The 12,397-nt window shown below is 67.2% G+C and carries 13 protein-coding genes; 10 read left to right on the top strand and 3 right to left on the bottom strand.

Annotated features, from left to right (window positions below):
• The first annotated feature begins 1 nt into the window (after nucleotide 1).
• The 5 genes from MU582_19860 (at nucleotide 2) to MU582_19840 (ending at nucleotide 3,847) form a co-directional block, all read left to right on the top strand.
• A complete protein-coding gene (locus MU582_19860; protein ID UPK74665.1) occupies nucleotides 2-1,183 on the top strand; it encodes an acetoin utilization protein AcuC in 1,182 nt (393 codons plus the stop codon).
• 176 nt (nucleotides 1,184-1,359) lie between these two features.
• Nucleotides 1,360-1,572, top strand: a complete 213-nt coding sequence (locus MU582_19855; protein ID UPK74664.1) for a helix-turn-helix domain-containing protein — start codon at nucleotides 1,360-1,362, stop codon at nucleotides 1,570-1,572.
• A gap of 94 nt (nucleotides 1,573-1,666) precedes the next feature.
• A complete protein-coding gene (locus tag MU582_19850; protein UPK74663.1) occupies nucleotides 1,667-1,768 on the top strand; it encodes an AURKAIP1/COX24 domain-containing protein in 102 nt (33 codons plus the stop codon).
• A gap of 44 nt (nucleotides 1,769-1,812) precedes the next feature.
• Nucleotides 1,813-2,787, top strand: coding sequence for an NAD-dependent epimerase/dehydratase family protein (locus tag MU582_19845; protein ID UPK74662.1), 975 nt, complete (start codon nucleotides 1,813-1,815; stop codon nucleotides 2,785-2,787).
• Nucleotides 2,780-3,847 carry an acyltransferase family protein gene (locus MU582_19840; protein ID UPK74661.1) on the top strand — a complete coding sequence of 356 codons (1,068 nt, stop codon included), beginning with the start codon at nucleotides 2,780-2,782 and terminating at the stop codon, nucleotides 3,845-3,847. Before MU582_19845 ends, MU582_19840 begins: the two co-directional genes overlap by 8 nt.
• An 11-nt stretch (nucleotides 3,848-3,858) precedes the next feature.
• Here MU582_19840 and MU582_19835 read toward each other — a convergent pair whose 3' ends face one another.
• From MU582_19835 to MU582_19825, 3 genes are all read right to left on the bottom strand, one after another.
• Nucleotides 3,859-5,400 (bottom strand): DUF5667 domain-containing protein, encoded by a 1,542-nt coding sequence (locus MU582_19835; GenBank protein ID UPK74660.1) that lies wholly within the window; start codon nucleotides 5,398-5,400, stop codon nucleotides 3,859-3,861.
• 85 nt (nucleotides 5,401-5,485) lie between these two features.
• Entirely contained in the window at nucleotides 5,486-6,232 is a 747-nt protein-coding gene (locus MU582_19830) for a sigma-70 family RNA polymerase sigma factor (protein UPK74659.1), read from the bottom strand.
• A gap of 119 nt (nucleotides 6,233-6,351) precedes the next feature.
• A complete protein-coding gene (locus tag MU582_19825; protein UPK74658.1) occupies nucleotides 6,352-7,236 on the bottom strand; it encodes an HAD family phosphatase in 885 nt (294 codons plus the stop codon).
• Between the two features lie 107 nt (nucleotides 7,237-7,343).
• Between MU582_19825 and MU582_19820 the strand changes: the two genes are divergently transcribed.
• The 5 genes from MU582_19820 (at nucleotide 7,344) to hemC (ending at nucleotide 12,323) form a co-directional block, all read left to right on the top strand.
• Nucleotides 7,344-8,966, top strand: coding sequence for an AMP-binding protein (locus MU582_19820; protein UPK74657.1), 1,623 nt, complete (start codon nucleotides 7,344-7,346; stop codon nucleotides 8,964-8,966).
• On the top strand, nucleotides 8,963-9,211 hold the full coding sequence (locus tag MU582_19815; protein UPK74656.1) for a glutaredoxin family protein: 249 nt from the start codon (nucleotides 8,963-8,965) through the stop codon (nucleotides 9,209-9,211). The genes MU582_19820 and MU582_19815 overlap by 4 nt, the downstream gene beginning before the upstream one ends.
• A gap of 153 nt (nucleotides 9,212-9,364) precedes the next feature.
• Complete coding sequence (locus tag MU582_19810) at nucleotides 9,365-10,078, top strand: redox-sensing transcriptional repressor Rex (GenBank protein ID UPK74655.1); 714 nt, start codon at nucleotides 9,365-9,367, stop codon at nucleotides 10,076-10,078.
• Complete coding sequence (locus tag MU582_19805) at nucleotides 10,075-11,394, top strand: glutamyl-tRNA reductase (GenBank protein UPK74654.1); 1,320 nt, start codon at nucleotides 10,075-10,077, stop codon at nucleotides 11,392-11,394. Before MU582_19810 ends, MU582_19805 begins: the two co-directional genes overlap by 4 nt.
• Nucleotides 11,391-12,323, top strand: coding sequence for a hydroxymethylbilane synthase (gene hemC / locus MU582_19800; GenBank protein UPK74653.1), 933 nt, complete (start codon nucleotides 11,391-11,393; stop codon nucleotides 12,321-12,323). Before MU582_19805 ends, hemC begins: the two co-directional genes overlap by 4 nt.
• The last annotated feature ends 74 nt before the right edge of the window (nucleotides 12,324-12,397 follow it).

The following is a 12,397-nucleotide window of genomic DNA, read 5'->3' as shown; positions in this document are numbered from 1 at the left end:
CGTGCCCGGATCCGCATGCGCCGTCTTCGACGAGCAGCTCACCTCCTACAACTTCGGGCCATCTCACCCGATGGCGCCGATACGGATCGAGCTCACGATCGCGCTTGCCCGCGAGCTCGGCGTGATCGACGATGCGGTGCTACCGATCGTCGGGGCGCAGTCTGCGTCGGACGATCTGCTCACCACCGTGCACACACGCGACTACATCGAGGCGGTACGCGAGGTGAGTGCGCGGCCGTACGAGCCGAAGGTCGCGTACGGGCTCGGCACCGACGATGACCCGACGTTCGAGCACATGCACGACGCGAGCGCGCTCATCGTCGGCGCATCGGTAGAGGCCGCCCGACGAGTCTGGACCGGCGAGCGTACGCGGGCGGTCAACATCGCCGGTGGACTGCACCATGCGATGCCCGGCAACGCCAGCGGCTTCTGCATCTACAACGATGCCGCGGTGGCAATCCGCTGGCTGCTCGACAACGGCGCGTCGAAGGTCGCGTACGTCGACATCGACGCACACCACGGCGACGGCGTGCAGGAGGTGTTCTACAACGACCCGCGCGTACTCACCGTGTCGTTGCATGAGACGCCGCAGACGCTCTTCCCTGGCACCGGGCTACCGACCGAGGTCGGTGGGCCCGACGCGGAAGGTTCGGCCGTCAACGTCGCTCTCCCGCCGGGCACCTCCGACTCGGGGTGGCTGCGGGCCTTCCATGCCGTGGTGCCGCAGGTGGTGGAGGCGTTCGAGCCCGAGATCATCGTCAGCCAGCACGGCTGCGACTCCCATGCGAACGACCCGCTCACGAACCTGATGCTCAGCGTCGACGGCCAACGCGCGTCGTACCTCGCCGTGCGCGATCTCGCGGCGAAGCTGCCGGACAGCCGCTGGATCTCGCTCGGCGGCGGCGGGTACGCCGTGCTCAAGGTCGTCCCTCGCAGCTGGACCCATCTGCTGGCGATCGTCGGTGACCGCCCGATCGATCCGACGACGGCGACGCCACCGAACTGGCGGAGCCGCGTACACGATCTCAGCGGCCGCGAGGCGCCGATGCGGATGACCGACAACCAAGCCATTTCGTACCGAGACTGGACCGAGGGGTACGACCCGGGCACGTGGCTCGATCGGTCGATCATGGCGACCCGCAAGGAGGCGTTCCCGTTGCTCGGGCTGGACCCGATGCCGTGAGCCGGTCAGACGAATGTCGGAAGTATTTTGGCCCCAGGTCAAGCGCGACACGCTAAAATCGAGTACTTTCGGCGATCACTCCTTTCGCAATGGCCCCATGAGGCACTACGCTCACGCCAAGTGACATTCCCCCGAGGGCCGGGGTTTCGATCACGTTTGAAGGCAGGCGAAGACCAATGAGCTCAACCGAACGCGACAACGTTCCGCCCGCAGGTGGTCCGTTCTTGACCGTCGCTGAGGTGGCCGCTCGAATGCGCGTCTCGAAGATGACTGTCTACCGCCTGGTGCACGGGGGGCAGCTCGATGCCATTCGCGTCGGTCGATCGTTTCGCGTGCCCGAGAAGGCCGTTGAAGAGTACCTGCGTCGCTCGTACTACCAGGCCGGTTAGTCGCTGTGACCGGCTATGCGGACACTGCCGCGCTGTGGCCGTCCACCTACCGGTAGCCTTGTGTTGTTTCGATACCAATGAGCAAGGGTGAAACGTGGGCTCCGTCGTCAAGAAGCGCCGCAAGCGCATGGCCAAGAAGAAGCACCGCAAGATGCTGAAGCGTACGCGGGTGCAGCGCCGTCGTCTCGGCAAGTAGGCCGTACAGCCACATCGAACGCTTCGGTGCTGTAGGGAGGTCGAATGGGGCGAGTCGTCCTCGTCACCGGTGTCTCGCGTGACCTCGGTGCCAGGTTCGCACGGCTTCTCGCCACCGTTCCTGACGTCGACAAGGTAGTCGGGCTCGACGTCTATCCGCCCCGGATCGACCTGACCGGGGTCAAATACGTACGCGCGGACATTCGTACGCCCGTCGTCGGTAAGGTACTCGCGGTCGAGGAGGTCGACACCGTCGTCCACCTCGGCGTCGGCCCTGCTCGCGGCCCCCGTGGCCCGGCGAAGGAACTCAATGTCATCGGCACCATGCAGTTGCTGGCTGCCTGTCAGCGCGCTCCGGGCGTCGAGCGGTTCGTACTCCAGTCGTCCGGTGCCGTCTACGGCACGTCGTCACGCAACGTCGCGATGTTCACCGAGTCGATGCCGCCGAAGGGCGGTGTCTCCTCGGGCTATCCGAAGGACCTGATCGAGGCCGAGGGTTATGTTCGCGGGTTCGGCCGGCGCCGACCGGACGTCTCGATCACCACGCTGCGAATGGCGATGGTGATCAGTCCGAGCGTCGACACCGTGCTCGCTTCGTACTTCCGGCTACCTGCGATCCCCGGCGTGCTGGGCTTCGACCCCCGGATGCAGTTCCTGCACGAGGAGGACGCCCTTGAGGTGCTGCGTCTGGCCACCACCAGCGACCGACCCGGCACGTTCAACGTCGCCGGCGACGGGCCGATGCTGCTGAGCCAGATCGCGCGACGACTTCACCGGCCGCTGATCCGCATCCCCGCGCCTGCCTTCGGCACGGTCACCCCGACTATCGGGCGGGTGGCCGGCATCTCACTGCCGACAGATCTGCGGCCGTACTTCATGCACGGACGCGGACTCGACATCACCGCACTGCGTGAGATCTTCGGGTACGAGCCGAAGTGGACAACCGAGCAGATCATCGACGCATTCGCCGCGACCCTCGAGCCCGGCCCGTTCGCATTCGTCGGGGGCGCGCGTGGGTGACGCGGAGATCATCCCGATCGGCGCACGCGGCAGACCCGGCCGCGGCCGACGCCGGACCGCGTCCTCTGCTGCACGTGCACTCGTCGGAGGCGGACGCGACACTCCCAATGCGCAGCCCGATCCGCCGGCCGACAGCACGCGCGAATCCGATCCGTCAGCTCGGCGGGGCATTCCCGCCGCCGACCTGATGGATGCCGTCGCGGGTGGCGCGCGCGAGGTGCTCGGCCGTGAGTGGGAGCGCCGCCTCGCCGAGTGGGTTGCGCTGCTGCGCCGGCGGCTCTCCGGCGACTACCCGATCGACGAGTTCGGATTCGACCCCGAGCTGACCGCGCGGCTCGGGTTGGCGATCGCGCGGCCCATCGCGCAGAAGTGGTTCCGGATCGAGGTACGCGGGGCCGACAACATCCCGAGCGAGGACGGTGTCCTGCTCGTCGCCAACCACTCCGGCACCATTCCCGTCGACGCCATCATGACGTCGCTCGTCGTACACGACCATGCCGATCGGCACCTGCGGATGCTCGCCGCCGATCTGGTTTTCACTCTGCCGTTCATCTCGGAGGTCGCACGTAAGGGCGGAGCGACGCTCGCCTGTAACGAGGACGCCGAGCGTCTGCTCCGACAGGGCGAGCTCGTCGGCGTGTGGCCCGAGGGTTTCAAAGGCATCGGCAAGCCGTACTCCGAGCGGTACAAACTGCAACGTTTCGGCCGCGGTGGCTTCGTATCCGCAGCAATGCGTACCGGCGTCCCCATCGTGCCGTGCTCGATCGTCGGGGCCGAGGAGATCTATCCGCTGGTCGGCAATATCCCGTCCCTGGCCAGGCTGCTCGGTGTTCCGTACATCCCGATCACGCCGTTCTTCCCGCTGCTCGGCCCGCTCGGGCTGATCCCGTTGCCGAGCAAATGGGTGATCGAGTTCGGCGAGCCGATCCGCACCGACGCGTACCCCAGCGACGCCGCCGACGACCCGATGCTCATCTTCAACGTCACCGACCAGGTTCGCGAGACGATTCAGCAGACGCTCTTCAACCTGCTCGTCGAGCGCAAGGGCGTGTTCTTCTAGACCGGGTTCGGCTACTCGCCCGTGGCGCCGTCGGTGGCGCCGTTCTCGAGGGGATCCAAATCCTCTTCCTCGACGGGTGGGGCGTCATTCGTGCCAGTGACGCCATCGATCAAGCCGTCGGAGTCGTCAGTGTCGCCGTCGACCTCACCCTCGACTTCGCCGTCGTCCTCGTCGTCGGTAGTGGTGTCTTGGGTCGGATCGAGATCGGCATCCGGTTTATCGCTGTCGCGATCATCGGCATCGGCGTCGTCTTGGCCGACTACCGGGCCGAGGAGGTCCTCGAGCGGACGGTCGTCGTTCTTACCGTTCTTACCGGTCTTTCCGTCCTCATCGGACTGATTCCCGCTTCCGAGCACCGGTGAGAGCAGGTCACCGATGGGACCGAGCTGATCGATGAGCGTCTGCACGGGATCGAGTACGTCGTGTACGGGCCCGAGCGGGAGGCTCTCGACGATGCTGCCCGACTTCTCGTCGATACCCGGCAGATCGGGTAGGTCAGGCAGATCGTGTCCGGTCGAGTCGTCATCGTCGGGACGTACGGAATCGGACTGGTCCGAGCCGACGACGGAATCGCCTTCCAGCTGCGGATCGTTGTCGCCCGAGTCCGTATCGTCGTGGTCGCTGTCGTCGGCGCCGTTCTTGTCGGGCGTCGGATCGAGATCCGGCAGGTCCGTGCCGTTCGGCAGGTCGTCGGGCTCGGCGACGACGTCGTCGTGGCTGTTGTCACCCTGCTGCTCGTCGGTGTCTTCGGGGTCTCTTTCCGGCAACGAGCCGAGATGTTCGGGATCGAACGGGACCTGTACGGTCGGGCCGCCCGCGCACGCCGGACACACTGCGACGGCCCTGCGGTCGATCGAGGTGACGGTGTCGATGGCGGCCTGCAAGGAACTCCGGCTCGAGCTGCCGAGCATCGGCGCGATGGCCCGGAGCCGATCGGCGGAAGCGTTTGCGAACGCGCGGATCTCTTCGACCTGCGCGTCGTTGCCATCGGAGGCGTACGCGCGGAGCAGTTGTTCGGTGCCCGCCTCTGCATCGCTGGAGAAGTCGTCGAGTACGCCGCCGACGCGGTCTGCCTTGCCGCCCCTCGCCAGTTGCTCGGCCTCGTCGAGGCGTTCGGCGGCATGGTCGAGTCGGGTCTGACCGGTTCCGGCCGCGCCGCCGCCTCCGACGGTGAGCTCGACCTGCTCGACGCCGCGTTTGATCGGGTACAGGACGTCGCCGGGGAGGGCATCGGCGCTCATCGTGACGAGGCCCGCGGAGATCGCCGCGACGGCGGCCGTCGAGCCGGCCGCGATACGCAGCTTGCGGCGCTTCGGTTTACGCAGGGGCGGCGGAGGAACAGTTGCGCCGCCGAGAACCGTCTCGGCTTCGGCTACCAGGCGTGCCCGCATCGAACTGCGGGCCTCATTACCGAGCGTGGCCGGCGCCATCTCGCGCAGGGCATGCGCAAGACGTACGAACTCGGTGAGCTCGTACTCAGTGAGGTCGACCTGGCCATCCAGAGCGTCCTGGAACGCGTCGGCGCGTCGACCACCCCACAATCGGCCGTTCATGTCGGTTGTCCTGTCCGGAGGTTTGATCCGCTCGGTACAACGACCGGGCGGCATCGGAGGTTACGAAGGTGCTCCACGGTGTGACTCATCGCATCTCACCGGGGATCGTGCGTGCGAGCGCCCGGATCGCCCGCAGCTGGAGCTGCTTGATCGCGCCCGGCGAACGGCCCATGATCGCCGAGGTCTCCGCGATGGAGCGCTCCAAGATGAAGCGTGAGGTCAGGCACTCGCGCTGGTCGTCGGGGAGGTCCTGCATAGCGCGGATCAACGCGTCGTGTGCGTCGTTTGCGATCGCCGCCTGCTCGGGTCCGCTACGGGTGTCGTTGGTCTCGGGTAGTTCGTCGGCGACGATCTCGCGCTTGGTCCGGCTGCTCTTGTAGTGATCGGTGATCAGGTTGCGGGCGATCGTCGTCAGCCAGGCGCCGAAGTCGGTGCCCTGCCAGGTGAAGCGCGGCAGTGCACGCAACGCGCGTACGAACGCGTCGCCGGTGAGGTCCTCGGCCAGGGTGCGTTCGCCGACGCGGTAGTACACGTAGCGGAAGATCTGGTCGGCGTAGTGGTCGTACAGCTGGCCGAACGCCTCGCTGTCACCGGACTGGGCGAGCTCGACGAGCGCGACGATGCGGTTGCGCTCGGGGTCATCGTCGGGCGGTGAGCCGGCCGACTGCGGACTCGACGGTCCGGCGTGGCCGCGAACGGCGTATGCGATCGCGGTCTCGAGACCGGACGCGGAAAGTGAAGGATGCGAACGCGCGTACAGAATGACGGCTCGCAGCACAGGCAGAGCATCGAGCTCACACGCCCTGGCGACGATGACTCGGCCCTCCCTCATGCAGCACGTTGACGTGTGCTCGGCGATGCTACCGAAATCGGGCCGCGACTACTCTGCGTGTTTCGCCAGTTGATACGGATTTCTATCGAATCCGCAGGTGAGCAGGGGATTTCAAGTTTTCAATCTCGACGTGCGGTGGCGCGTCGCCGTCTGAATCGAAGGCCGGCGGCGATGCCGAGGGTGATCGCACCGGCCGTCGCGGTGCTGACGAACGCCCCCTTCGCCGCCCGGCGGCCGGACCGATAGTCACGAATGCGCCAGCCGTGAGCACGCGCATGCTTGAGCAGTTTGCGATCCGGGTTCACCGCGCACGGGTCACCGACGAGGGAGAGCATCGGCAGGTCGTTGGCAGAGTCGGAGTACGCCGAGCAGCGTTCCAGGGCGAGGCCCTCTCGCCGCGCGAGAGCGATGACGGCCTCGGCCTTCGCCGGGCCGTGCAGCATCTCACCGGTGAGACGGCCCGTGTAGATGCCGTCGACATGCTCTGCGACTGTCCCGAGCGCGCCGGTGAGGCCGAGGCGAGACGCGATGATGTCGGCGATCTCGACGGGAGCGGCCGTCACCAGCCAGACCCGCTGACCGTGGTCGAGGTGCTGTTGGGCGAGGGCCTTCGTACCCGGCCAGATGCGATGCGCCATCGCCTCCTCGAAGATCTCGGCGCCGAGTGTCTCCAGCTCCTCGACGCTGTGGCCCGCGATGAAGGCAAGGGCCGATGATCGGGCCTGTTCGATGTGGTCGGGGTCTTCGGAGCCGACGATGCGGAAGTACGCCTGCTGCCATGCCGCTCGGGTGATGTCGCGCGTACGGAAGAACTCCCGGCGGTACAGGCCACGCATCAGATAGAAGATCGAAGCGCCCTGCATGATCGTGTTGTCGACGTCGAAGAAGGCGGCGGCCTGCGGGTCGGGCTCGAGATCGAGCGCCGCCTCGACCTCGGCGGATGCCGCTGCGGCCTCGCCGGCCAGCACCGATCGCGCGCGGAGGTTACGACGACGTGTGACCACGGTTCGAGGGTATCGGCTGGCCGTAGCCGGGAGGCGGCGCGTTCTCCGAATCCCTATGGCTCAAGGGCTCGGCCTGACGCCAATACTCACTGTGACAGACTCGACGAGTGACGATCCCCACGGTGAATGTGAGCGCGTTGGCGAGCGAACGCGCGCAGGTCGGCACCGACGACCTGGCCCTCATCGAGTCCTTCGGGGAAGGACGTACGAAGACCTGGGGCGAGCTCGACGACCTGGCGACATCGGTCGCCCGGGCATTCGCCGGCAGCGGCCTCGTGGCGGGGCATCGAGTCGCGCTGGCGATGACGAATCGGATCGAATTCGTGGCGACCTATCTCGGGGCGCTTCGCGGGGGTCATGTCGTCGTTCCGATGAACCCGTGGTCGGCCACTGGCGAACTCATGCGGATGATCGCCGACTCCGGCACGCGAGTCGTCGTCTGCGATGAGGTGACGGTCGACAGCGTGCGCGCAGCCGTCGGGGGGCTCGCCGCCGCGCTCGACACCGCCGATGTGGGGCTGCGCTCGCGAGCGAGTGTTCCGACGATCGTGGTCGTCGGCGGGTACGCCGACGTCAATGAGACGGCGTTCGAGTCGTACCTTGACGCTGCACCCGCCACGCAGATCGCGAGCCCGAGTGATCCCGAGACGCTGGCCGCGCTCCTGTACACCTCGGGTACGAGCGGCAACCCGCGAGGCGTGATGCTGAGCCACCGGGCGCTGCTCGCCGACATCGAGCAGGTCGGGCGGATCGAGCCGCAGCCGATGACCTCCAAGGACATCGTGCTCGGCCTGTTGCCGTTGTTCCACATCTACGGACTCAACGTCGTACTCGGCCAGGTCTTGCGTACCGGTGCCCGTCTCGTGCTGGTAGACCGGTTCGACCACGAGAAGACCCTCGAGGTCGTGTCCCGGCACGGCGTCACGAACATCCCGATTGCGCCGCCCGTCGTGGCCGCATGGGCCGGCCGAGATGACCTGCGCGAGAAGCTCGCGGATGTGCAGTTGGTGCTGTCCGGGGCGGCCGCGCTCGATCAGGACCTCACCGAGCTGTTCGTCGAGTCCAGCGGTGTCGCAATCGAACAGGGCTACGGCCTGACCGAGGCGGCACCCGTCATCACCTCGACGCTCACCGCCCGCGGCCGCGAATCCGATGGGTCACCGAAGGCGGGATCGGTCGGTGCGCCCCTACCCGGTCTCGAGCTGCGGGTGATCGACGGGTCGGGTCGCGACGCACACTCCGGCGATCCGGGTGAGATCTGGGTACGCGGACCCAACCTGTTCTCCGGCTACTGGCCCGACGGCCGGGAAGGCCCACAGCCCGACGGCTGGTACGCGACCGGAGACGTCGGCGTGCTCGACCGCGACGGTGATCTCTCCCTCGTCGACCGGTTGCGCGAGCTGGTGATCGTCTCCGGTTTCAACGTGTACCCGTCCGAGGTCGAGGACGTCATGGTCGAGCTCCCCGAGATCTCCGAGGCGGCCGTGATCGGCGTACCCGACCCCGAGTCGGGCGAGGCGGTACAGGCTTTCGTCGTACCTGCCGAGCAGCGGGCGAACGTATCGGACCTCGTCGACGTCGTCCGGTCGCATTGCGAGTCGCGGCTGGCCAGGTTCAAGTGGCCCAAGCACATCACCGTCACGACCGATCTACCGCATTCGGCCAACGGCAAGGTGGCGAAGGGTCGTCTTCGGGCGCAGGCCAGACGCGAGTCGTTGGGGTTGTCGTGACCGAGCAGCCGAGGGTCGAGGTACTGACCAAACCGGGCTGTCATCTGTGCGAGAACGCCGTCGCGATCATCGAATCGGTGTGCAGCGAGCTCGGCGTCGGCTGGAGCGAAAGCGATATCTCCGCCGACGCCGAGGCGATGCGTACGTACGGCGAGCAGATTCCGGTGACGTTCGTAGACGGCCGACAGCACGATTTCTGGCGGGTCGATCCGGCACGGTTGCGGAAGGCGCTCGGTCGCACCTGACTCCCCGAGTGACCTGGGTCACGGATATCGGACGATCCGTTGGCTCGATTTTGTTCTCACGTTCACAAACTCCTAGAGTAGACGGACCGCCGCCTCTATCGCGCCAAATGGCACGGGTTCGGCAGGCGTGCGGCAGGAGAACTAGTGACGGACATGCGCACCCCAACGGGCCCCGCCGGCTCGGGCGACCTTCCTACGCCCGTATCGGCTGACGCCCGTGGCGCTCGTGGCATACCCGATGCCACCGTGGCACGGCTGCCGGTGTACCTGCGGGCGCTGACCGCGCTCGCCGATCGCGGCATCGAGACGTCGTCGTCGCAGGAACTCGCGAGCGCCGCGGGTGTGAACTCCGCGAAGCTGCGCAAGGACCTCTCCTACCTGGGCTCTTACGGTACGCGCGGTGTCGGCTACGACGTCGAGTACCTCCGCTACCAGATCGCTCGCGAGATCGGCCTCACCCAAGACTGGCGGGTCGTCATCATCGGTATCGGAAACCTCGGCCAGGCGCTGTCGAAGTACGGCGGCTTCACCTCGAGGGGGTTCCGCATCGTCGCGCTCGTCGACGGCGATCCGGCTCGGGTCGGCGAGCGGCACGGTGAGCTCATCATCGATTCCGTCGACGACCTACCCCGGCTCATCAGCGAGCTGCGCATCTCGATCGGCGTCATCTCCACGCCAGGCGGCGCCGCACAAGAGGTGGCCGACCGGCTCGTCAAATCGGGTGTCACGAGCATCTTGAACTTCGCGCCGACCGTGTTGTCGGTGCCCGACAACGTAGAGGTACGCAAGGTCGACCTGTCCACCGAGCTGCAGATCCTCGCGTACCACGAGCAGCGCAAGACGACGCAGGAGGTGGGTCAGCTGTGAGCGTTCTCGTGGTCGGTGTCTCCCACCACACTGCGCCCGTTTCGACCCTCGAGCGGCTCACCCTCGACGAGGCCGCGATCGCGAAGCTGCACCGGCTCGCGATCGACACCGCACACGTCGGCGAGGCGCTCGTCGTCTCCACCTGCAACCGCATCGAGATGTACGTATCTGTCGACCGGTTCCATGGCAGCGTCGACGATGTCTCAACCCTGCTTGCCGATCAGGCAGATATGGCTCGCGAAGACATCGTGTCCAACCTGTACGTGCACTACGACGACGCAGCGGTCGCGCATCTGTTCGCAGTCGCCTCCGGGCTCGATTCGATGGTCGTCGGCGAGAGCCAGATCCTCGGGCAGGTACGCGTTGCGCTGCAGCGCGGCCAGGAGCTGGGCACGGTCGGCACCGAGCTCAACGTGCTGTTCCAGCAGGCATTGCGCGTCGGCAAGCGAGGTCATGCCGAGACCGGCATCGACCAAGCCGGCCCGTCCGTCGTGTCGTCCGCGCTCGACCGCGTCGAGGCGACCTCGACGGCACTTGCCGATGCACGCGTTCTCGTCGTGGGAGCCGGCGCGATGTCGGGTCTGACCGTGGCGATCGCATCGCGTCGCGGCGCGCGCGAGATCGTCGTCGTCAACCGCACGGCCGATCGCGCGGAGCGGCTCGCCGAGAGCGTCGGCGGCCGAGCGGCCGCGTTGGCGGATCTCCCGACAGAGCTGGCGAATGCCGACATCGTCGTGTCCGGCACCGGTGCTACCGGCACCGTGATCGGGGTCGACGACGTCGCCGACGCGCTCGCCCGACGCGGCACCGAACGCCCCTACGTGATCGTCGACCTCGCCCTCCCGCGCGACGTGGAAGAAGGCGTTGCGGCGCTGCCGGGCGTCACCGTCATCGGTCTCGCCGAGCTGGCGGAGTCACTGGCCGACGCGCCGGTCGCCGAAGACGTCGCGGGCGTCCGCGGCATCGTGAAGAACGAGGTTTCGGCCTTCCTGTCCGCGCGTAATGCCGCGCGGGTGACGCCGACCGTCGTGGCCCTGCGCACGATGGCCACCGAGGTAGTCGACGCCGAGCTCGAACGACTCGCGGCTCGCCGCTCCGATCTCGACGCCGAGACGTTCCGCGAGCTCTCCCAGACCGTACGTCGGGTGGCCGACAAGCTGCTGCACGCGCCGACCGTGCGCATCAAGGAGCTAGCAGGTCAGCCCGACGGGCTCACGTACGCCGATGCGCTCGCCGAGCTGTTCTCCCTCGACCAGGCAGCGGTCGACGCCGTGACCCGGGTCGACCTGCAAACCGAGGACGGTGACCCCCGATGACCGACACACTTCGCGTCGGCACTCGCGCGAGTACGCTCGCCACGGCACAGTCGCGTCAGATCGCCGAGCGGTTCGAAGCGGCCACCGGTCTACGTACCGAGCTGGTGCCGGTGAAGACCGAGGGCGATGTCAACCGCGCGCCGTTGACCAGCTTCGGCGGTCAGGGTGTCTTCATCTCGGCGCTGCGCGACGCGTTGCTCGACGGCAGGATCGACATCGCGGTCCACTCCCTGAAGGACCTCCCGACAACGCCCGATCCGCGCATCTCGCTGGCTGCGATCCCAGTGCGCGAGGACCCGCGCGATGTTCTCATCGCCCGCGACTGGCTCACCCTCGGCGAGCTGCCGCGGGGCTCGGTCGTCGCGACCGGATCGCCGCGCCGCGAGTCGCAGCTCAACGCGCTCGGCCTCGGTGTCACCGTCACCGGACTCCGCGGCAACGTCGACACCCGGATCCGCAAGGTGCGCGACGGCGAGGTCGATGCGGTCGTCCTCGCGCGGGCAGGGCTGCTTCGCATCGGCCGTGCCGAAGAGGCGACCGAGGTTCTCGATCCACTTCAGATGTTGCCCGCACCCGGGCAAGGTGCTCTGGCATGTGAATGTCGCGCAGACGATGCCGCGACGTACGCGCTGCTCAACGAGCACCTCGACGACGGCTTCACCCGAGCCGCCGTCACTGCAGAACGCTCTCTCCTCGCTCACCTCGAGGCTGGGTGTTCTGCCCCTGTTGGAGCTCTCGCCGAGGTCGCCATCGGCGACGACGGTGACGAGCTCTGGCTGAGAGCGGTCGTCGGTGCCGTGTCCGGTGCGCCGACGATCCGATTGTCCGCCACCGGTAAACCCGGCGATGCCGCCGGATTGGGGGAGCGTCTCGCTGCCGAGATGCTCGCCGAGGGTGCGACCTCGCTCATCGCGGAGGTCGCCCGATGACTGCACGCCAACGGCAGACCAGGAAGAAGAACTCTGTGACTACCACCACCGTGACCAAGCCGACCGCGCGTACG

Source organism: Nocardioidaceae bacterium SCSIO 66511 (genome assembly GCA_023100825.1).
Taxonomy (GTDB): Bacteria; Actinomycetota; Actinomycetes; order Propionibacteriales; family Nocardioidaceae; genus Solicola.
Note: the sequence above shows the minus strand (reverse complement) of the source record. Positions and strands in the feature narration are given on the sequence as shown.

Coding starts and splice junctions, on each gene's coding strand:
- MU582_19810 (UPK74655.1), top strand. CDS start 9,365: ATGCGCACCCCAACGGGCCCCGCCGGCTCGGGCGACCTTCCTACGCCC.
- MU582_19835 (UPK74660.1), bottom strand. CDS start 5,400: ATGAACGGCCGATTGTGGGGTGGTCGACGCGCCGACGCGTTCCAGGAC.
- MU582_19845 (UPK74662.1), top strand. CDS start 1,813: ATGGGGCGAGTCGTCCTCGTCACCGGTGTCTCGCGTGACCTCGGTGCC.
- MU582_19855 (UPK74664.1), top strand. CDS start 1,360: ATGAGCTCAACCGAACGCGACAACGTTCCGCCCGCAGGTGGTCCGTTC.
- hemC (UPK74653.1), top strand. CDS start 11,391: ATGACCGACACACTTCGCGTCGGCACTCGCGCGAGTACGCTCGCCACG.
- MU582_19830 (UPK74659.1), bottom strand. CDS start 6,232: ATGAGGGAGGGCCGAGTCATCGTCGCCAGGGCGTGTGAGCTCGATGCT.